At 51.3% G+C, this 20,031-nt stretch carries 18 protein-coding genes and 1 riboswitch; of the genes, 14 read left to right on the forward strand and 4 right to left on the reverse strand.

Annotated elements, in window-relative coordinates:
- Together A0W33_RS18305 and A0W33_RS18310 are read right to left on the reverse strand one after the other, a co-directional pair.
- Entirely contained in the window at positions 1-453 is a 453-nt protein-coding gene (locus A0W33_RS18305; RefSeq protein ID WP_068839538.1) for a GNAT family N-acetyltransferase, read from the reverse strand.
- Positions 443-2,134 carry a sodium:solute symporter family protein gene (locus tag A0W33_RS18310; RefSeq protein ID WP_068839539.1) on the reverse strand — a complete coding sequence of 564 codons (1,692 nt, stop codon included), beginning with the start codon at positions 2,132-2,134 and terminating at the stop codon, positions 443-445. The genes A0W33_RS18305 and A0W33_RS18310 overlap by 11 nt, the downstream gene beginning before the upstream one ends.
- Before the next feature lie 304 nt (positions 2,135-2,438).
- Positions 2,439-2,507: riboswitch (Fluoride riboswitch) on the forward strand.
- 44 nt (positions 2,508-2,551) lie between these two features.
- Between A0W33_RS18310 and A0W33_RS18315 the strand changes: the two genes are divergently transcribed.
- Both A0W33_RS18315 and A0W33_RS18320 read left to right on the forward strand, forming a co-directional pair.
- Positions 2,552-3,895 (forward strand): voltage-gated chloride channel family protein, encoded by a 1,344-nt coding sequence (locus A0W33_RS18315; protein ID WP_194585088.1) that lies wholly within the window; start codon positions 2,552-2,554, stop codon positions 3,893-3,895.
- Between the two features lie 146 nt (positions 3,896-4,041).
- On the forward strand, positions 4,042-5,298 hold the full coding sequence (locus A0W33_RS18320) for an aspartyl protease family protein (RefSeq protein WP_068839540.1): 1,257 nt from the start codon (positions 4,042-4,044) through the stop codon (positions 5,296-5,298).
- An 18-nt stretch (positions 5,299-5,316) separates the two neighbouring features.
- On the opposite strand, the gene A0W33_RS18325 is transcribed toward A0W33_RS18320, so the two are convergent.
- A complete protein-coding gene (locus A0W33_RS18325; protein WP_068840232.1) occupies positions 5,317-5,592 on the reverse strand; it encodes a hypothetical protein in 276 nt (91 codons plus the stop codon).
- Between the two features lie 657 nt (positions 5,593-6,249).
- Between A0W33_RS18325 and A0W33_RS18330 the strand changes: the two genes are divergently transcribed.
- The 8 genes from A0W33_RS18330 (at position 6,250) to argH (ending at position 14,797) form a co-directional block, all read left to right on the forward strand.
- The gene (locus A0W33_RS18330) at positions 6,250-6,933 is read left to right on the forward strand and encodes an acetyltransferase (protein WP_068839541.1); all 684 of its coding nucleotides are present in this window, start codon (positions 6,250-6,252) and stop codon (positions 6,931-6,933) included.
- A gap of 26 nt (positions 6,934-6,959) precedes the next feature.
- On the forward strand, positions 6,960-8,162 hold the full coding sequence (locus A0W33_RS18335) for an argininosuccinate synthase (RefSeq protein ID WP_068839542.1): 1,203 nt from the start codon (positions 6,960-6,962) through the stop codon (positions 8,160-8,162).
- The gene (argC, locus tag A0W33_RS18340; RefSeq protein WP_068839543.1) at positions 8,150-9,154 is read left to right on the forward strand and encodes an N-acetyl-gamma-glutamyl-phosphate reductase; all 1,005 of its coding nucleotides are present in this window, start codon (positions 8,150-8,152) and stop codon (positions 9,152-9,154) included. The genes A0W33_RS18335 and argC overlap by 13 nt, the downstream gene beginning before the upstream one ends.
- 87 nt (positions 9,155-9,241) lie before the next feature.
- The gene (locus A0W33_RS18345) at positions 9,242-10,396 is read left to right on the forward strand and encodes an aspartate aminotransferase family protein (protein ID WP_068839544.1); all 1,155 of its coding nucleotides are present in this window, start codon (positions 9,242-9,244) and stop codon (positions 10,394-10,396) included.
- Positions 10,397-11,347 carry a Rossmann-fold NAD(P)-binding domain-containing protein gene (locus A0W33_RS18350; RefSeq protein WP_068839545.1) on the forward strand — a complete coding sequence of 317 codons (951 nt, stop codon included), beginning with the start codon at positions 10,397-10,399 and terminating at the stop codon, positions 11,345-11,347.
- A 130-nt stretch (positions 11,348-11,477) separates the two neighbouring features.
- On the forward strand, positions 11,478-12,266 hold the full coding sequence (gene argB, locus A0W33_RS18355) for an acetylglutamate kinase (protein WP_068839546.1): 789 nt from the start codon (positions 11,478-11,480) through the stop codon (positions 12,264-12,266).
- Positions 12,266-13,342 carry a M20 family metallo-hydrolase gene (locus A0W33_RS18360; protein ID WP_068839547.1) on the forward strand — a complete coding sequence of 359 codons (1,077 nt, stop codon included), beginning with the start codon at positions 12,266-12,268 and terminating at the stop codon, positions 13,340-13,342. Before argB ends, A0W33_RS18360 begins: the two co-directional genes overlap by 1 nt.
- Positions 13,343-13,462: 120 nt before the next feature.
- The gene (gene argH / locus A0W33_RS18365) at positions 13,463-14,797 is read left to right on the forward strand and encodes an argininosuccinate lyase (protein WP_068839548.1); all 1,335 of its coding nucleotides are present in this window, start codon (positions 13,463-13,465) and stop codon (positions 14,795-14,797) included.
- A 179-nt stretch (positions 14,798-14,976) separates the two neighbouring features.
- Here the strand turns inward: argH and A0W33_RS18370 are convergent, their stop codons facing one another.
- Positions 14,977-15,660, reverse strand: a complete 684-nt coding sequence (locus A0W33_RS18370; protein WP_068839549.1) for an MCP four helix bundle domain-containing protein — start codon at positions 15,658-15,660, stop codon at positions 14,977-14,979.
- 180 nt (positions 15,661-15,840) lie between these two features.
- Here A0W33_RS18370 and A0W33_RS18375 point away from each other — a divergent pair, with 180 nt between their 5' ends.
- The 4 genes from A0W33_RS18375 to A0W33_RS18390 are packed head-to-tail and all read left to right on the forward strand — an operon-like array spanning position 15,841 to position 20,011.
- On the forward strand, positions 15,841-16,563 hold the full coding sequence (locus tag A0W33_RS18375) for a C39 family peptidase (RefSeq protein WP_068839550.1): 723 nt from the start codon (positions 15,841-15,843) through the stop codon (positions 16,561-16,563).
- A gap of 1 nt (position 16,564) precedes the next feature.
- Complete coding sequence (locus A0W33_RS18380) at positions 16,565-18,043, forward strand: RimK family protein (RefSeq protein ID WP_068839551.1); 1,479 nt, start codon at positions 16,565-16,567, stop codon at positions 18,041-18,043.
- Positions 18,030-19,286 (forward strand): carboxylate-amine ligase, encoded by a 1,257-nt coding sequence (locus A0W33_RS18385; RefSeq protein WP_068839552.1) that lies wholly within the window; start codon positions 18,030-18,032, stop codon positions 19,284-19,286. The genes A0W33_RS18380 and A0W33_RS18385 overlap by 14 nt, the downstream gene beginning before the upstream one ends.
- Complete coding sequence (locus tag A0W33_RS18390; RefSeq protein ID WP_068839553.1) at positions 19,280-20,011, forward strand: N-formylglutamate amidohydrolase; 732 nt, start codon at positions 19,280-19,282, stop codon at positions 20,009-20,011. The genes A0W33_RS18385 and A0W33_RS18390 overlap by 7 nt, the downstream gene beginning before the upstream one ends.
- The last annotated feature ends 20 nt before the right edge of the window (positions 20,012-20,031 follow it).

Here is a 20,031-nt window from a genome sequence, read left to right on the forward strand (position 1 = left end):
TTATCTCGTTAGTCTATATTCTAAGTACTTATTGGTGAAGCCCATTTTCTCGTACAGATGCCTGGCCGGGTTCTGTGGCTCCACGTGAAGGGCTATGCTTCCAGTTGTGTTTTCGGTTGCCAGCTGCACCAGTTTCTTGCCCACGCCCTTTCCGCGCTGGTTGCCGTGCACCGCCACATACACCAGGATATTCTCTGGTATATAACCGCTCATGCCGGTATTGTTTAAAATCATGGCGCCTACCACCTTGTCGTCTTCCCGGGCAACCAGAACAGAGCCTCCTTTACCTTCTGCCGCTGAAAGTGCGTAATCCATGCACTTGGCAATGTCTTCGCGCTTATCGCCGTATTCGTCGAGGTGCTCAAACAAAAAGTCCAGTACCTCATCACGGTTTAGTTGCTGGTTATTTTCGGGAGTATAAATGTCGTAGGTAACGCTTGTGTTATCTGCCATGCTTGAATTCCTGTTTGTCTGGAAATAAATAGGTTAATGAAAGGTATAAAATTAAAGAAGCGGTTAGCCCAAAAAGATTCGGGTCCAGGTTAAATGGAAGCCGAAAGGTGAGGTTAACCAAAGGAATATGTACGATGCTGGCAGAAGAAAGTGTACGCCTCATCAGCTCCTCCAGCTCGAACTGGCTTAATGTCAGCCACGTTTGCGACACATCTGCAGGGAAATAGGGGTGCAGCGTCTGCGCCAGGCCCGTTAAATCAGCACCGGGATCGGGCGCGGAGAGCGAGCATACCTGCAGCGTTACGGTAACCGCGCCTCCTAGCAGCATAGCCCAAAAAGCAGCCACACTACTGCGGCGCTTCCAGAAGAGTGCTCCGATAATCGGTACAAATAGACCCGAAACCATAAAGGCGTAGGAGTATAGCATCAAATCCAGCACGTTTGTCATCATCGTGGCCAGCCACAGGGCAAAGGCCCCGGTCAGCAAGGTCACAATCTGAGAGAGCCGTAAGGTCCTGGGAGAATCCTGGTCCAGTTTGTAGAAATGGCTTAGCACATCGGTCACTATGTTCCCGGACGAAGCCATCAGGCAACTATCGGCTGTGGAAAGTATGGCTGAGAAATAGGAGGCCAGCATCAAGCCCATCAACCCGACAGGCAATACGGTGCGCAACAGCATCGGCAGTCCGGTTTCGGGATCCACCATGGCGCCTGCTGCGCCTAAGCTTTCAAACATTCCCTGCTCTGCTGCTACACGCGCCAGTATGCCCAGGCTAACTCCCATGAAAGCCATGATAGGCCACTCAAACAAGCCGGCGCTGTACCAGGCGCGCTGTGCCGTTTTCGTGTCGCGGCTGGCGTAGATGCGCTGGTACAGCGTCATGCCCACAAACCAGATGGGGATAATGGTGATAGCCCAGTTTACAAGCTCCTGCCAGGTAACGTTTGTCAGGCTAAGAAACTCCGGTGGCAACGTGGAACGGATGGCTGCCATACTTCTGGAGGATTGGGCTGTCAGGTAATCGATGCTGAAGAGCTGCGAAAATCTCAACGTTTCCATACCACCCACGGCCAGAAAGGAGACAGGCACGCCAATGAAGACAAGGCCGCCCATCAGGATGGCCCACTGGATGGTATCGGTGTAAATAACGGCTTTCATGCCGCCCATTACCGTATAAACCACCGCTATAATGCCCATGATCAGGAGGGCCGTGTTTAAATTTAGCGCTACAAAGGTGCCGCTAGCTAGTTTGGCGCCTGCCAGTATCTGAGAACTTGTGAAGCCGGTGTAGCCAATAGCCGAGATGATACCCGCCAGCAAAGCAACCCGGCGGTTAAAGTAATAGCCAAACAGCTGCGGAAAGGTAAGGAACCTGGCAAAGGCGGGGTTGCCCTTCACCTTCGGGATAAGAAACACAGCCGCAAGCCAGGCGCCCAGTAATCCCGTGAACAGCATCCACGAGCCTGATAGTCCCATGGCAAATCCAAGGCCACCAAGGCCAATAGAAAACCCTCCGCCGACATCCGTCGCAACAACAGACAAGCCAATGTGCCCACTGCTCATGGTACGGCCCCCTACATAGTAATCTTCAGCCCCTTCGTTTTTCCTGAGGAAGTAAACCCCCACGCCCAGCATGGCCACCATATAGAGCACAAAGATAGACGAGTCGATGTAGTGCATCTGTTAGAAAAGTATAATTAAGTTGTGCTGATAAAAACATAGATATACTTGAAGATAGCAAATTCTAAGCTTATTTCACCATTCTGAAGCATAATCTACGCTTGCTGGGCGGTGGCCTACACTTTGGTAGCGTCAGTTAAATGCAAATTAAGGCAAGCGTTAAGGGTTTGTAAAAGCAAGGGCGGAAACAAGCCGTTCACCGAAATTATTAGATGCGTTCAATTCAGGTTGACACTGAAAAGGCAGGGAGAATGCGCGAATTTGGCAGCGAACGCTGTACTACGTCCGACTGATTTTATATATTTGCAAAGAAGGTGATGGGGTACCACCTGGAACCGCCTGCCCGGGCAGCGCTGATGACTCCTGGTGCAGGGCATGTGCAAGCATGTGCCTGTGCTTTGTATGTAGCAGCCGAACATGATCAACCGCAGAAAATCACCCGCTACCTTTCTAACTAAACTACTTAGCCACGCAAAAGCGGCTGGAGAGCCATTTGCAACGATGAAGGTCCTTTTCAAGTGGCTACTGATCTGTGTGCTGGTCGGCTTGATGGCTGGCAGTGCATCTGCCTTTTTTCTTACGTCCCTGCGTTGGGTAACAGCATTTCGTGAGAGCCATACCTGGATTATCTGGTTCCTGCCTTTTGGAGGCTTAGGCGTAGGACTGCTCTACCATTACTATGGCGGCCGCGCGAACGGCGGGAACATTCTCTTGAAGAAGGAAATACGACATCCTGAAAAGGTAATTCCGCTCCTGATGGCACCGCTGGTTCTGCTTGGAACTTTAATAACGCATTTATTGGGTGGTTCGGCAGGAAGGGAAGGGACAGCCATGCAAATGGGAGGGGCCATGGCCGACCAGCTGACACACCTTTTTCGTTTGCGCCCCAGTGATCGTAAAATTCTCTTGATTACAGGTATTAGTGCCGGCTTTGCCTCTTTGTTCGGTACTCCCTTGGCAGGGGCTGCGTTTGGCATAGAAGTGTTTTTATTAGGTAGGACGCGTTATGGGGCACTTCTGCCCAGTTTGCTGGCAGCTGTCATCGGCCATTACACCTGCCTTTCCTGGGGAGTTGGGCACATGCACTTCAGTATTCCGTTTGTGCCCACGCTAGCAGTACCGTCCATCCTTTACGCACTGGGAGCGGGCGCAATATATGGCCTGGCTGGTATGCTCTTTTCGAGGAGCACGCATTACTTTACCAGAATTTTCCGGAAGCACATAGCCTTTCCACCGCTTCGGCCGCTTATGGGCGGCGCAGTTATAGCCGTTACCGTCTGGCTCATAGGCACCACAAAGTACATTGGCCTGGGATTACCCACCATTCTTGCTGCATTTCAAACGCCCCAGCCATGGTATGATTTCTTGATAAAAACGCTTCTGACAGCATTTACCTTGGGCGCGGGGTTTAAGGGAGGAGAGGTAACCCCTTTGTTCTTTGTGGGCGCATCGTTAGGAAATGCGCTCGCGCAGGAAATTCCGCTGCCGATGGCCCTACTAGCAGGTATGGGGTTGGTTGCGGTATTTTCCGGAGCCACCAATGCCCCGCTAAGCTGCACGATTATGGCCGTAGAGCTCTTTGGAATTGAAACCATGCCTTTTATGGCCTTGGCTTGTGCCACAGCCTATCTCTTTTCAGGCCAGACCGGTATTTATGGTCCACAAGAGGTCGGTACACCAAAGCACTTTATCTACGCACGCCTTACCGGAAAGCGGCTTGATAAAATAGGAGAAAGTGACGGCAACGCGGGCTCCATCTGAAGTTGAAACACCAATTATTTTATTGTGCTTTTGCCGCATAACATTGGCTGCTTAGCAGTTATTGCTCTGAAAATGATTATATTGTATGAGTAAATCTTCGTATACTATATAAACAAACGATGCAGTCACATTGTAAGTAAGCACCTATGACAGGAGCGGCTCTATTTATAATTCTTTGTCTTTCACTTTGCCTGCTGCCTCAGAAATCCTTAGCGCAGGAGCAACTGCAGATCGAAAGCGACACGGTTTACTTTACCTCAAACCGAAAGAAGATAACTATACCCTTTAAGTTGGTGCACAACCTGATTGTTATTCCTGCCCGCATCAATAATTCCAACACGCTCAATTTTATACTTGACTCCGGGGTGAAAAACACCCTCATTACCCGATTGGATTTTAGTGATTCGCTGGACCTGCATGCAGCAAATAAAATCAACCTGCAAGGACTGGGCGAAGGGCATGTTATAGAAGCATACTACAGCGAAGGAAACAATCTTTTTATGGAAGGCATACAGGGCGACGAGCAGGCTGTTTATGTGCTGATGGAGGACGTGTTTAACCTCTCCACCCGCATGGGGATGCCGGTGCACGGCATAATCGGGTACAGCATCTTCAAAAACTTTATTGTAAAGGTAAACTATAGCAGCAAGACCTTAACACTTTACAGACCAGATTACAAGATAAGGAAGAAACGTAGGGCCGAGGAGTATGCAATCACCATAGAGGATACCAAACCTTACCTGCACGGCACCATACGGCAGCAGAACGGAGACACGGTAAAAGTAAAGCTGATTGTGGACACCGGAGCCTCCCACAGCCTTTCGCTTTACCTGCCCACGGATGAGCGCCTGGCTCTGCCACCAAAGGTGATGGAAGCGTATCTGGGCCGGGGCCTGAGCGGGGATATAAATGGTAAGATTGGGAGAATTGAAGCCTTCCGGTTAGGCAAGTATGAACTGGAAAATCTGACTGTCTCATACCCGGACGACGCCGCCGTAAAACACGCCATCCACATTGCCGACCGTAATGGCAATTTGGGCTCTGATATACTGACGCGCTTTACCGTGATTTTTGATTACCCGCACAACCGTATGCTGTTGCAACCCAATGGCAAGTTCAAAGACCCCTTCCAGTACAATATGGCAGGCTTTGACGTCAGCACACCGCTGCCGGGCACCAACTTCTACATGATTGCCAACGTGGTGGAAAATTCACCTGCTATGCGGGAGGGGCTGAAAGTAGGCGACCAACTGCTGCTGATAAACGGCCGTGATTGCAAAGAAATGAAATTGCAGGAACTGCTGGAACTGCTTGATGGAAAGCCGGGGCGCAAACTACGGCTTAAACTGAAGCGCGACGAAGAAACGTTTGACGTGAATTTTGTGCTGCAAAGCCGTATTTAAGCTGCAGGGTAAATTTTACTATTCCTGCATGTCAAAATAAATCTGGAGCATCAAAAGTAAAATGGCCAAGCCTATCAGAAATAAAGCTGTGTAAGTTCTGGCCTTCGGAATAGGCTTTTCGTACTCCCCGCCGCTGGCATCCTTCCCCTTAAATCGCAAGTCTGAAAGTATAAGGCCGTTACCAAAGCTTAGCCAAATAGCGGCTGTCAATGCCTCGCGCGACACCAAAAGCGCCACCAAGCCAACCGAGGAAAAGAGAATACCAATAATGACGCTGATCGAGAGTTTGCCCATTAATTCTTGCATTTAAACCACCTGCCGGCAGCCGTACTAGCTGCAAAGGTAAAGGTTTCCACCTATTTTGAAGTATGGAGAATGAGTCAACTTTACAGCTCTGTCCGTCTTTTGGTAGGTTAGCCCCTTTTCCTAAGGCAACAATCAGATTGATTATTTCTTACAGATTTAACTTTGATGCTGCTTATTAGAAGTTGCAGGTTTGGGCTGAAGTATTTTACCAGATAGCATGAAGAGCTGGGTTGTATTTAATTTTTCAAAGAAATAGCAGTGAGTGTTTGGAATTAATAAAACTATTACGAAACATTTGTGCTACAAAAAAGGGTATAACAAACCCTAACCGCTATCAACGAAAATGAAAAAAAAGGCATCTTTATCATCTGATATGATAAACCATACTCCACCCATGGAGCATGCGGCTTTTTCTGTCCCTGCTACTGGGATAGTTTTCAGGGCTACTATCGCTGTGGTCCGCTACAGGCGCTAGCCTGCAGCATTCCCGACTGCCTATGCGGTGGTCCTTCTTCCACTTTTCCTGAATTCCGAGTTATAACACTGCAGAAGCCTGAAAGCTGCTGCAGAACTTGATGCATTCATACTTTTTTCTGGATTGTTTTTTAGCTGTGCCTCGCATAGGGTGGCTATACATTTTCTAAAATGAATCAACCGATTTTCAATGTGACGGTTGCTGACGGGCGACATGTGATTCATGCGCTTCAGATTTGCAACGAGATGGAGGCTTCTGCCAAAGCGCGCGGCACCGGTATTGCCAAGCGCTCTCCCGATTATATCGCGCAAAAGATGCTGGAGGGCAAGGCAGTTATCTCCCTGCACCCGGATGGCACCTGGGCCGGTTTCTGCTACATCGAAACATGGGGACACGGCAAGTATGTCGCCAATTCAGGATTGATCGTATCGCCGGAACTGCGCAAGAGCGGCCTTGCCCGCCAGATCAAGCAGAAAATATTCGAGCTGTCACGGTCCAAGTATCCTGATGCAAAGATTTTTGGTTTGACGACGGCTTTGGCGGTAATGCGCATCAACTCCGGGTTGGGCTATACGCCTGTTACTTACTCGGAACTGACCGATGACGAGGAGTTCTGGAAAGGCTGTCGCAGCTGCGTGAACTTTGAGATTCTCCAAAGCAAGGGGCGCAGCAACTGCCTCTGCACGGCCATGCTCTTTGATCCAGCTAAAGCAAAAGACTTTATACCGCTGCCAGTGGCGCAGCAGGAGCCAACTAAATCATCAGGTATAACGGGGCGCTGGTTGCGTCACCGTCTTCGGCCCGGGCAGCAGCCAGGCCTGACAGCGCCGGAACAAAGCACAGTACAAGTATAACTCTTCATCCCCAACGATACCAACACATGAAAAAAGTAGTTTTAGCCTTCAGTGGCGGATTAGATACCTCGTACTGTGCTATTTACCTTGTCCGGGAGCTGGGGCTTGAAGTATACTCAGCCATTGTGGACACAGGCGGCTTCAGTGCGCAGGAGCTGCAGGACATTGAGCGCCGCGCCTATGCCATGGGCGTAAAACAGCACACGCACCTGAACGAAACCCAAAGTTTCTACCACAGCTGCATCCGCTACCTGGTGTTTGGCAATGTACTGAAGAACAACACCTATCCGCTAAGTGTGAGTGCTGAGCGCGTGACCCAGGCAATGGCGATTGCCCACCACGCAAAAGCCATCGGAGCTGATTTTGTGGCACACGGCAGCACAGGCGCGGGAAATGACCAGGTGCGTTTCGACATGATTTTCCAGGCACTTATTCCGGAGGTGGAGATCATCACGCCTATCCGCGACAAGAAGCTGTCGAGGGAGGCGGAGATTGCGTTCCTGAAGGAGCATGGCGTGGAAATGGATTTCCAAAAGGCACAGTACTCCATCAATAAGGGCATTTGGGGAACATCCGTGGGTGGTAAGGAAACCCTTACCTCGCACCTGCCATTACCGGAAGAGGCTTATCCAACACAGCTGAGCAAACAGGAGCCGGAGCGCGTAACGCTGCAGTTCGAGAAAGGAGAATTAATTGGAATAAACGGGAAAGCTTTTAATAATCCGGTGCAGGCGATCCAGCGCCTGCAGGAGTTGGCTGCCCCGTTTGCCATTGGCCGCGATATACATGTGGGCGATACCATCATTGGCATCAAGGGCCGCGTTGGCTTCGAGGCGGCCGCACCGATGGTGATCATCAAGGCACACCATACCTTAGAAAAGCACGTGCTAACCAAGTGGCAGCTTTATTGGAAAGACCAACTCTCAGCCTGGTACGGCAACTGGCTGCATGAGGGACAGCTGCTTGACCCAACAATGCGCGACATAGAGGCTTTCCTGGAGAGCACACAGCAAAATGTAACGGGCACGGTGCATGTGCTGCTGGCGCCTTACCGCTTTCAGGTGGAGGGTGTTGAAAGCGCGCACGACCTGATGAGCGACAAATTTGGCAGCTACGGCGAAATGAACCGCTCCTGGACTTCTGACGACGTGAAAGGCTTTGCCAAGATCTTCGGCAATCAGGCAAAAATTTATCACAGCGTAAACAGCACACCGGCATGGGCGGAGTAAGTATAAAAGCAGGCATTGTTGGCGGAGCGGGGTATACCGGTGGCGAACTGCTGCGCCTGCTGCTAAACCACCCGCAGGTAGAGGTAGCTTTTGTGCACAGCAACAGCCAAGCCGGTAAGCCGGTGTATGAAGTGCATTCCGACCTTTTAGGTGATACGGATTTATACTTCACAGATACGTTGCAGCAGGAGGTGGATGTGCTGTTTCTGTGCGTGGGCCATGGAGCGGCAAATAAACTCTTAACCGAGCAGCAGCTGAAGCCAGGTATGAAAGTTATTGACCTTAGCCAGGATTTTCGCTGGAATGAAAGCTTGAACAAGGAGGTTGTAACTGCCAGTAACAGAGACTTTATTTATGGGCTACCTGAGCTGCAGCGGGAGAAGGTTAAATCGGCGCAGAATATTGCCAACCCCGGCTGTTTTGCCACGGCAATCCAACTGGCACTGCTTCCGCTGGCCCAGCACAACCTCATTTTAAGTGAAGTGCATGTAAGCGGCATCACGGGCAGCACTGGCGCGGGACAAAGCTTGAGTGCTACGTCGCATTACAGCTGGCGCAGTGGTAATACATCAAACTACAAAGTGCTTAACCACCAGCACCTGCACGAGATCCGCCGCACGTTGCAGGGCTTGCAGGAAAAGGTGCTGCCAGGTATAAATTTTGTGCCGTACCGCGGTCCTTTTACACGAGGTATCCTTTGCACGAGCTACACCCATTTTGACTTGTCATTGGAGGAAGTCCAGGAGCTTTACAGCACCTACTATAGCAGCCATCCTTTTGTGCACTTCAGCAGCAGCACCCCTGATCTGAAGCAGGTGGTGAATACAAACAAATGCATCCTGCACTTGCAGAAAGAAGGCGATTACCTCGTGATTACTAGTATAATCGATAACCTGCTGAAAGGGGCCTCAGGGCAGGCGGTACAGAATATGAACCTGCTATTCGGCATGGAAGAAACGTCAGGACTTAAATTAAAAGCAACATCTTTTTAAAGTATAAACCTATGCCTTACAGCACCATGTACGTGGAGTTCTTTATTTATTGTTTAACATCCTACATCTAGCTTAACAATCACAGATATGAATCTTTTTGATGTTTATCCGCTCTTCGATATTACGCCTGTCCGGGCACAGGGCGCTTACGTTTGGGACGACAAAGGCAAGCGTTACCTGGATCTTTACGGCGGCCACGCCGTTATCTCCATCGGGCACAGCCATCCGCACTATGTCAAGCGCATCGCGCGCCAGCTCTACGACATTGGCTTTTACTCCAACTCCGTGCAAATGCCACTGCAGCAGGAACTGGCGGAGAAACTTGGGCAGCTCAGCGGCTACCCGGATTATAGCCTCTTTCTCTGCAACTCCGGCGCCGAAGCCAACGAGAATGCACTCAAACTAGCTTCTTTCCACACAGGGCGTAAGAAAGCGATTGCTTTCAGTGGGGCCTTTCATGGCCGAACCGCAGCTGCGGTGGCTGCTACCGACAACAAATCTATTCAGGCGCCAATCAACGAGACGGATAACATCATCATGCTGCCATTCAACGACGTGGAGGCATTTAACACCGCTGTGCAGGAGCATGGTTCTGAACTGGCTGCTGTGCTGGTGGAGGGTATACAAGGTGTGGGGGGCGTGCAGATTCCGGATGTGGCTTTTTTGCAGGCACTTGAAGCGGGATGCGCGCAGACGGGTGCTTTGCTGATTTTAGATGAGGTGCAGTCAGGCTACGGGCGCACAGGCGCTTTCTTTGCGCACCAGCATGCGGGAATTAAGCCGCACCTGATCACAGTCGCCAAAGGAATGGGCAATGGCTTTCCGGTAGCAGGCGTTTTGGTGAGCCCGGTTGTGAAGGCGAAGCATGGGATGCTGGGTACCACCTTCGGTGGGAATTACCTGGCCTGCGTAGCGTCTTTGGCGGTGCTGGAGGTGATACAGGAGGAGAACCTGATGCAGAATGCCCGAAACATGGGGCGCTGGCTGATGGATGAGCTGAAAGGCCTGCCAGGGGTGAGAGAAGTGCGCGGGCAGGGCCTGATGATCGGAATTGAGTTGGACAAGACCTGTGCTGGTATTCGCAAGCAACTCCTGGAGGAACACCAGATATTCACCGGCTCCTCGTCCGACAAAAACACCCTGCGCCTGTTGCCGCCGCTTTGCATCGGCGGCCGTGAGGTACAGGCATTTTTGGAGGCGTTTGAAGCTGTTCTTTATCAAATCGACTTGCAGGAAGTATAAATGAAACAGTTTACATCAATAAAAGATGTCCAGCACCTGGATGAGCTGGTGAACGAGGCCCTGGCGCTAAAGCAGCATCCCTTTAAGTATAAAACGCTGGGCGAAAACAAAACACTGGGTTTGATTTTCCTCAACCCCAGCCTGCGCACACGCCTTAGCACGCAAAAAGCGGGGCAGAACCTGGGGATGAATGTGATCGTGATGAACCTGGACAAGGAAGGCTGGGCACTGGAAACGCAGGAGGGGACCATTATGAACGGCAACACGGTAGAGCACATCAAAGATGCCGCCGCTGTGATGGGCCAGTACTGCGACATCATCGGAATCCGGTCGTTCCCAAAACTGCAGAACCGCGAGGAGGATTACCAGGAAGAGTTGCTGCAGCAATTTATAAAGTACAGCAAGGTTCCGGTGGTGAGCCTGGAGTCTGCTACCCGGCACCCGCTGCAGAGCTTAGCCGATCTGGTCACCATCACCGAAAGCACCACCTCCAGAAAACGCCCGAAGGTGGTGCTTACCTGGGCACCGCATATTAAACCCATTCCACAGTGCGTGGCCAACTCCTTTGCAGAATGGATGAGCCAGGCGGATGTTGAATTGGTAATAACGCACCCGGAAGGATACGAACTGGCAGATGAATTTACGCAAGGTGCTACGATAACCACTAACCAGGACGAGGCGATGCAGAACGCAGATTTTGTATACGTGAAGAACTGGTCGAGCTACCGGGACTATGGCCAGGTACTGACGGATGGGGCCGGTTGGATGCTGACGAACGAGAAACTACAGCAAACCAACAGCGCCAGGGTGATGCACTGCCTGCCCGTGCGCCGTAACGTGGAACTAAGCGATGAGATTCTGGAGGGGCCGAACAGCTTGGTGCTGGAGCAGGCAAATAACCGCACCTATGCCGCCCAGGCTGTGCTGAAACGCATGCTGGAGGCCTTGTAGAATCGTTGTTTGTTGATCCTTTTCTGTTGATCGATTTTTTTGAGGTATAGACACAAGGTTTGGTCTGCTATTGGATGTTAGGTACCTATAGAGAGTCTTACGTCTTACATCTAGCGTCTAACATCTAAATATGATAGTTGTAAAAATAGGAGGTAATGTCCTGGACAAACCAGAGCGGCTGCAGCGTTTTTTAATTGATTTCGCGCAGCTGCCGGATCCAAAGCTGCTGGTGCATGGTGGGGGCAAAATAGCCTCCACCATTGGCCAGCGGCTGGGCATTGCATCCACCATGGTGGCGGGCCGTCGCATAACGGATGCTGAGACGCTGGATTTAGTAACCATGGTATATGGCGGTTTAGTGAACAAGCAGGTGGTGGCGCAACTGCAGGCAGCTGGCTGCAACGCCCTTGGCTTAACAGGCGCCGATGCCAATCTTATACTTGCTTCAAAACGCCAGGTGGGCGCGGTAGATTATGGTTTTGCCGGTGATGTGGCAGGTTCTCAAAACATAAACGTGGGGGTACTGGAGGCTTTTTTCGCTGCCGGCCTCACACCTGTTTGCGCTCCGCTCACGCATGACGGCAAAGGGAGCATGCTGAACACCAATGCCGATACCATCGCTTCGGTTTTGGCTACAGCGCTTGCGGCCAGGTATCTGGTGCGCCTTGTGTACTGCTTCGAAAAGCAAGGCGTACTGTGGGATCCGGAAGATGATGCCTCTGTAATCCAGCGCATCAACAGCCAAACGTATAGTGCGTTGAAGGCTGATGGTGTTATATCGGCGGGTATGATTCCCAAATTGGACAATGCGTTCGCTGCACTTCAACAGGGCGTGGCGCAGGTGCTGATATGCGAGGCAGAAGCCCTGGCAAGTATAACGGAAGACTACTACAGCGGCACCATGCTACAATTAGCATAATGGTAAAACGACTTTTATACCTGCAAGCGGTAGTTTTACTGCAGAAACTCATCGCGACCCCCTCCCTGAGCAGGGAGGAGGGGAAGACTGCAGCCATACTTGCTGATTTCCTGAGAGAGCACGGGGTGGAGGTACACCAGCAGCAGCACAATGTATGGGCGTTCAACAAGCACTACAACCCTGAGCTGCCAACGCTGCTGCTCAACTCGCACCATGATACCGTGAAGCCAAACGCAGGCTATACCCGCAACCCATTTGAGGCAGAAATAGAAGATGGCAAACTTTACGGCTTGGGCAGCAACGATGCCGGCGGCTGCCTTGTCTCGCTCATAGCTACTTTCCTGTACTTCTACGAACGGCAGGACCTGGCGTATAACCTGGTGCTGGCCGCTACCGCCGAGGAAGAGATTTCGGGCAGAAACGGGATAGAACTAATACTTCCTGAACTGGGGGAACTGGAGGCAGCCATTGTGGGGGAGCCAACGGAGATGCACCTGGCAATTGCGGAGAAGGGACTGCTCGTGCTGGATTGTATGGTGCAGGGCAAAGCGGGCCACGCCGCTCGCGAAGAAGGCATCAATGCCATTTACGAGGCATTGCCGGTCATCCAATGGTTTCAGAGTTATACCTTCCCGAAGCTATCTGAGCACCTAGGACCCTTAAAGATGAGCGTGACTATGATACAAGCAGGTTCGCAGCACAATGTCGTGCCGGATTCCTGCCAGTTTACGGTGGATGTCCGGCTGACAGATGCTTACACAATGGACGAAGTGCTGGACATTATCAGGGCGAATGTACAAGCAGAGGTGAAGCCGCGCTCCCAGAGGTTAAAACCGTCAAGCATAAGTATGGAGCACCTCTTGGTTAAAGCAGGAGTGGAGCTAGGCAGAAACACGTATGGTTCTCCCACCACTTCAGACCAGGCCCTGCTGCCAATCCCGTCACTCAAATTGGGTCCGGGCTTTTCCGGGCGCTCGCACATGGCAGATGAGTTTATCTTCCTCCATGAAATAGAAGAAGGCATCCGGCTGTACATTGCCCTGCTGGAGAAAGTTGTTTCAATGAATAATAAGTAAAGTGTAATGGTTGCTGAAACTCCTATGCAGCTGTCGTCAACCTTCTAATTTCTATTTTATTCATTGCGCATCAACCATTGAATTTTACTCATTCGTCATTACCCATTAATCCTTATTAAAATGAAGCTTTGGCAGAAAAGTACGGCTGTGGCCGCTGAAATTGAAAAGTTTACGGTAGGCCGCGATGCTGAGCTGGATCTGGAGTTGGCGCGCTTCGATGTATTGGGGTCATTGGCGCACACTCAGATGCTGGAAAGTATAGGGCTGCTGACACAAGGGGAGCTGACGGTGCTGCAGGCTGAGCTAAAAAGCATCTACAGCCGCATCGTAGCCGGCACATTCGAGATAGAGGCGGGCGTGGAGGATATTCACTCGCAGGTGGAGTTGGATCTGACAAAGCAGGTTGGGGAGGCGGGCAAGAAAATCCATAGCGGCCGCTCGCGCAACGACCAGGTGCTGCTTGACCTAAAGTTATACTTCCGACATCAACTTCAGGAGACAGTAAATGAAGTGGTTGCACTTTTCAATGTGTTGCAGGCGCAGAGTGAGAAGTACAAGCACGTACTGCTGCCGGGCTATACCCACCTGCAGGTAGCCATGCCTTCGTCTTTCGGCCTATGGTTCGGTGCCTACGCCGAAGGGTTGGTGGATGACATGCAATTGCTGCTGGCTGCCTACAGGATTACCGATAAAAACCCCCTGGGCTCAGCTGCCGGCTACGGTTCCTCATTCCCGTTAAACCGCCAGATGACCACCGACCTGCTGGGCTTTGGCACGATGAACTACAATGTGGTGTATGCGCAAATGGGGCGCGGAAAAACAGAACGCACGGTGGCCACCGCCCTGGCAGCTGTTGCGGCCACCCTTGCCCGCATGAGCATGGATCTGTGCCTTTACATGAGCCAGAACTTCAGCTTCATCACCCTGCCCGCTCACCTGACAACCGGCTCCAGCATTATGCCGCACAAAAAGAACCCGGACGTGTTCGAGCTGCTGCGTGGCAAGTGCAACAAACTGCAGGCTTTGCCCACTGAAATTTCCATGCTGCTGATTAACCTGCCCTCTGGCTACCACCGCGAGCTGCAGTTGCTGAAAGAAAACCTTTTCCCGGCCTTTGCCGAGTTAAAAAGCTGCCTGCAGATGATGACTTACATGGCAGAGCAGGTACAGGTGCGGGAAGATATCCTTCAGGAAGATAAGTATAGATACCTCTTCAGTGTGGATGCGGTGAATGAGCTGGTGCTACAGGGCATGCCCTTCAGAGATGCCTACAAGTCCGTGGGCGAACGCATAGACGCAGAAACGTTTCATCCACCGGCAGCGGTGACGCACACGCACGAAGGCAGCATCGGTAATCTTTGCAACGAGCAGGTGGCCCTACAGCTGCAGCAGGTGCTGCAGGAGTTTCAGTTTGAGCGGGTGCAGCAGGCATATGAGAAGCTGCTGGCTGTTTAAAACTACCTCTTTCTGCTTGTGCCGGCGAGTACCTAGAGCGCACCATCATACGGTGCGCTCTAGGTACGTCATTGCTTTTGATAAAGTATAATGTTCAGCAGGATGGGCTTTAGTAACGCAAGACACAAACAGAAACTAAAGCCGGCTGTTGGTAAGCTTTTAAACACTGAATTAAAGCTTTAATTCAGGTGGAACTTCTGTGGGTTAATCTGCTTGATTTTACGGGAGGTTTGCAGCAGCGTACCCACCATCAACGCCAGGATCACGGCGAGCGCAATAACAAGGTTTGAAAGGATTTTAAGGGATTTCATCTGACGTTCGGCATCTTCATAAAGTGATTGCCCTACTTCTTCCTGTAGTAAACTTAAGGCATGCAGCGGCAACAGCACTTCCTGGAAAGCCTCCAGCCCCTGCTGCTTGTAAAGTTTACCCGCAGCAAGCTCGTCTCCGGCAGCACTCAATTTAAGTATGGCGGTCATCACACCTCCTAATTGCTGGTCTGCCTGCAGGTAAACCTTCAAGTCTTCGGATTCCTGGGGGGTGAGGTAGGTAGCACTATATTTTGCCACCAGCGAATCTATCCTATGCTCGTTTTCGCTGATTTTAGCCGTTATCTCCTCTTTTTGCGGTACCTCTGCCAGGATATGCTCCTCCAGCAGTAGGCGGTTTTGGTAGTTGTATTCCTGAATAGCTGAAATATCCAGGGCCGGCACCAGCCTATCGGCATAAACCGATTTAAACTGCGTACTCACCACTGTCATGCTATAGGAAACAAACCAATTAGCCAGCACAATGATCAGGAAGATACTACCCAAGGCCAGGGCGATCTTTTTCCGCTGCTTTATTCTGAAACTCCAGCTCATATACAGGTTGCTAAACTCCTATAAGTTAATCATTTTACCTCAATTTATCAATACCTGCTTTTTCCCTTGAATCGCCCACGATAACTGAGTTTATATTATCTCAATTAAATACAAATACTTCATTTCCCTGCAGCGTATACAGGGCTTGTAATACCATTAGTTCTACTAACTGAATTTGGAGTGATACCCATAAAAATTCATACGCAACCCGACGACTCCACCTGTGGCCCCACAAGCCTGCATGCTGTGTACCGTTATTTTAAAGATTCAATTCAGCTAAGCGAAGTCATTAAGGAGGTGCCGTCGCTTGATGAAGGGGGGACGCTGGAGGTATTGCTGGCCTGCCACGCCCTGCAAAGGGGTTATAAAGCACGCATCTATACCTATAACATGTTTATTTTCGATCCCACGTGGATCGGTCTGAGCAACGAGGAGATCATCCTGAAACTGGAGGAGCAGCTCAAGTATAAAAAAGGCGAAAAATTCCATCGGGCCACCCATGCCTACATTGAGTTTCTGCGGCTGGGGGGAGAGTTGCGCACACGCGACCTAAATAAAGGCTTGCTGCGGGAGTACTTCGACCAAGGCATTCCATTGCTTTGCGGGCTTAGTGCCACATACCTGTACCAGAGCGCGCGCGAGATGAGCGATGAAACAGGCAAATCGATATATGACGACATACAGGGTTACCCCATGGGCCATTTCGTGGTGCTTTGCGGATTTGTCGATGATCAGAAGTGCGTGGTCGTGGCGGACCCCTATCCGGACAACCCCTCGTTTCAGAACAATTACTATGAGGTGAAAACCACCCATCTGATCAATTCCATTATGTTGGGTATGGCCACATTTGATGCAAATCTCTTGGCCATACAACCTCCCACCATTAAACCTGTGCAAGCTTAAAATGCGAAAAATAGTTGTTGTGGATTATCCCAGGGACTGGGATGAAGCAATAGAAGACACCGAAGTGGTAGACGCGCAGTCTTACCTCACCGACACCAGCTACACCGATATCCGCAATGCCCGGGTGTTTAACCTCTGCCGCTCGTACCGCTACCAAAGCGCCGGGTATTATGTTTCACTGTTAGCCGAGGCCCGGAGCCACAAGGCTATTCCGAGCGTGACTACCATGCAGGACCTGAAAAGCCCTACCATCGTGCGAGCCATTACCGTGGAGATTGAGGAGCTGATTCACAAAAGCCTGTCCGGACTAAAATCAGAAAACTTTACGTTAAGCATTTACTTCGGGCAGAATGTGGCGGCAAAGTATGAGAAGCTTTGCAAAGCCCTGCACGACCACTTCCAGGCACCGTTGCTGCGGGCTCAATTTACGTGTAAGGATGCGTGGGTATTACAAAGTATCTCAGCCATACCCATCAACGATGTGCCTGCGTCGCACCGCTCTTACCTGAAGGAATTTGCAAAGGCTTATTTCGCCCGGCACCGCTTTTCTGGCGCCCGCATTTCCCGTAAAATATATGACCTTGCCATTTTGGTTGACCCGCAGGAAAAAGCGCCTCCCTCAAACCAGCGGGCCATACAGCATTTTGTGGAGGCGGCCGAGAGCCAAGGCTTTTACACAGAGCTTATCACCAAAGACGATTATCGCCGCCTGGCTGAGTTCGACGCGCTCTTTATCCGGGAAACCACCGCCGTGAACCACCACACGTACCGTTTTGCCCGAAAAGCCTTCGCCGATGGGCTGGTGGTGATCGACGACCCCACATCCATACTCCGGTGCACGAACAAGGTATACCTGGCCGAGCTGCTGACAAAGGCAAAGGTGCCTATTCCCAAAACCATGATCATTCATAAAGACAACCGAAAGCAGGTAGAGGCTGCCCTTGGCTTGCCGTGCGTGCTGAAGAAACCGGACAGCTCTTTCTCGCAGGGGGTGGTGAAAGTTAAAAACCAGGAAGACCTGCAGCAGCAGCTCGATGAAATGCTGTGTGACTCTGAGTTGATCATCGGGCAGGAGTACACGCCCACAGATTTCGACTGGCGCATCGGGGTGCTGGACAAGCAGCCACTATACGCCTGCAAGTATTTTATGGCCAAGGGACACTGGCAGATCTACAACTGGAATGTTGCCAAGAAGAAGGACGAGGAAGGAGCCGGCGAAACAGTGCCTTTTGAGCAGGTGCCTTTCCATGTGCTGCACACAGCCCTGAAAGCCGCAAACCTGATCGGCGATGGCCTTTATGGGGTGGACCTGAAGGAGATTGACGGCAAAGCCTATGTAATTGAAGTTAACGATAACCCAAGTATAGATGCCGGTGTGGAAGACAGAATCCTGAAAAAGGACCTGTATGGCGCCATCGTCAAGTCTATCAAAAAGCGCATCGACAACAATAAAAACATCCGTAGCAATGGCGAATCCTAAGAGAAAGCTGCACCTGTTTGAGGGATACGGCGTGGAGATGGAATACATGATCGTGCATCGCCAGGACCTGCACGTTCTGCCCATCTGCGACAAGCTTATTTTTGATGAAGTGGGCGCCTACCTCTCTGACGTGGAGTTTGGGGATATAGCCTGGAGCAACGAATTGGTGCTGCACGTGGTGGAGCTGAAAACACAGGGGCCGGTGGAGAGTTTGACAAAGCTGCATCTCAAATTCCAGGAGCATGTGCAGAAAATCAATAACATGCTGGCTAAGTATGAGGCAATGCTGCTGCCAACCGGGGCGCACCCCCTGATGAACCCCTACACCGACACAAAGCTTTGGCCGCACGAGCACAACGCCATCTACGAAGCCTACAACCGCATCTTCGACTGCCGCGGCCACGGTTGGGCCAATTTGCAGAGCACCCACCTGAACCTGCCCTTCCAAGGGGATGAGGAGTTCGGTAAACTGCATGCGGCGATCCGGATGGTGCTGCCCATACTTCCTGCCCTTAGCGCCTCTACGCCCATTCTGGATGGAAAAATTACCGGCCTTGCCGATACGCGGCTTGAAGTATACCGGCACAACCAGAAGGCAATCCCAAGTATAGCAGGCAAGGTGGTTCCCGAGGCGGTTTTTACCAAAGCGGCTTATGAAAAGCAGATTCTGCAGAAGATGTATGCGGCCATAGCCGACAAAGACCCGGAAGGGGAGTTGCAGGAGGAGTTTCTGAACTCACGCGGCGCCATTGCCCGCTTCGAGCGCAACGCCATCGAAATACGCGTGCTGGACCTGCAGGAGTGCCCCCTGGCAGATGTGGCGGTGTTGCAGGCAATAGTGGCGGTGCTGCAGGCGCTGGTATCGGAGCGGTGGGCAAAGCTGGAGGAACTGATGGCTTTTGATGAAGACCGGCTGGCTGCCATACTTCTTGATGTGATCCGTGAGGGAGGCGAGGCTTCTTTGCAGGATCAGGATTTTCTGCGCATGTTCGGAGCTGAAACAAACCAAACAGTCACTGCCAGCATGTTATGGAAGCATCTGGTGAAAGAGACCAAAGGTTTCTATGACGGCCCAGAAGAAGCTAATGCACTGCAGGTTATACTTGACCATGGAAACCTATCCAAGCGGATAACCAAGGCAACCGGAGCATCACCAACCCAACTAAGTATAAAAAAAGTTTACCAGCGGCTGGCAGAATGCCTGCAGCAAGGGAAGATGTTTATACCCGTTACAACATGTTAAGACTATTGCTTACCTGCGAACACGGCGGAAACGACATACCCCAGGCATATGTCGCCCTGTTTGAGGGCAAAGAGGAACTGCTGCAGTCACACCGGGGCTACGACCTGGGTGCACTGGAACTGTTCCACACCATAAGCAGCCTGGCCGACAAATGCTTTAGCTCCACCACCAGCCGGCTGCTGGTGGAGCTAAACCGCTCCATCAACCACAAAGACCTTTTTTCTGAAACAACTGCTCCGCTGCCTGAGCCTGAGAAACAGCAGATCCTGAAGCAGTACTACAAACCCTACCGCGGGCAGGTAGAGGAGATGGTGCATGATTTTGTTCAGGCGGGAAGGCGGGTGCTGCACATAGCCGTACACACCTTCACGCCTGAACTGGACGGTGAAGTGCGGGACGCTGACATCGGGCTTCTCTATGATCCGAAAAAAGAAGCCGCACACGAATTCTGCCGCTCCTGGAAAAAACTGCTCCTGGTGCACGATAGCAGCCTGCTGGTGCGCTTCAACTATCCCTACCTGGGCATCGCGGATGGTTTCCCGACGTACCTGCGCCGCAAATTCAGCGAGGAGCAGTACATTGGTATTGAGTTGGAAGTAAATCAGAAGTTTGTTACCTCGGAGCGGCACCGGTGGCCGGACGTGCAACAGGCGCTAAAGCTTTCCCTGCACGAGCTCCTGCGGCAGCGGCGCCTCTACGAAACGCAGGCAGAGGAAGAAGACTAGCGCATATAGAAAACAAAAAA

Source organism: Pontibacter akesuensis (assembly GCF_001611675.1).
Lineage (GTDB): Bacteria > Bacteroidota > Bacteroidia > Cytophagales > Hymenobacteraceae > Pontibacter > Pontibacter akesuensis.

Bases quoted from the DNA above. Each gene is read 5' to 3' on its own strand.
- A0W33_RS18305 (WP_068839538.1), bottom strand. From the start codon at position 453: ATGGCAGATAACACAAGCGTTACCTACGACATTTATACTCCCGAAAAT.
- A0W33_RS18310 (WP_068839539.1), bottom strand. From the start codon at position 2,134: ATGCACTACATCGACTCGTCTATCTTTGTGCTCTATATGGTGGCCATG.
- A0W33_RS18315 (WP_194585088.1), top strand. From the start codon at position 2,552: ATGATCAACCGCAGAAAATCACCCGCTACCTTTCTAACTAAACTACTT.
- A0W33_RS18320 (WP_068839540.1), top strand. From the start codon at position 4,042: ATGACAGGAGCGGCTCTATTTATAATTCTTTGTCTTTCACTTTGCCTG.
- A0W33_RS18325 (WP_068840232.1), bottom strand. From the start codon at position 5,592: ATGGGCAAACTCTCGATCAGCGTCATTATTGGTATTCTCTTTTCCTCG.
- A0W33_RS18330 (WP_068839541.1), top strand. From the start codon at position 6,250: ATGAATCAACCGATTTTCAATGTGACGGTTGCTGACGGGCGACATGTG.
- A0W33_RS18335 (WP_068839542.1), top strand. From the start codon at position 6,960: ATGAAAAAAGTAGTTTTAGCCTTCAGTGGCGGATTAGATACCTCGTAC.
- argC (WP_068839543.1), top strand. From the start codon at position 8,150: ATGGGCGGAGTAAGTATAAAAGCAGGCATTGTTGGCGGAGCGGGGTAT.
- A0W33_RS18345 (WP_068839544.1), top strand. From the start codon at position 9,242: ATGAATCTTTTTGATGTTTATCCGCTCTTCGATATTACGCCTGTCCGG.
- A0W33_RS18350 (WP_068839545.1), top strand. From the start codon at position 10,397: ATGAAACAGTTTACATCAATAAAAGATGTCCAGCACCTGGATGAGCTG.
- argB (WP_068839546.1), top strand. From the start codon at position 11,478: ATGATAGTTGTAAAAATAGGAGGTAATGTCCTGGACAAACCAGAGCGG.
- A0W33_RS18360 (WP_068839547.1), top strand. From the start codon at position 12,266: ATGGTAAAACGACTTTTATACCTGCAAGCGGTAGTTTTACTGCAGAAA.
- argH (WP_068839548.1), top strand. From the start codon at position 13,463: ATGAAGCTTTGGCAGAAAAGTACGGCTGTGGCCGCTGAAATTGAAAAG.
- A0W33_RS18370 (WP_068839549.1), bottom strand. From the start codon at position 15,660: ATGAGCTGGAGTTTCAGAATAAAGCAGCGGAAAAAGATCGCCCTGGCC.
- A0W33_RS18380 (WP_068839551.1), top strand. From the start codon at position 16,565: ATGCGAAAAATAGTTGTTGTGGATTATCCCAGGGACTGGGATGAAGCA.
- A0W33_RS18385 (WP_068839552.1), top strand. From the start codon at position 18,030: ATGGCGAATCCTAAGAGAAAGCTGCACCTGTTTGAGGGATACGGCGTG.
- A0W33_RS18390 (WP_068839553.1), top strand. From the start codon at position 19,280: ATGTTAAGACTATTGCTTACCTGCGAACACGGCGGAAACGACATACCC.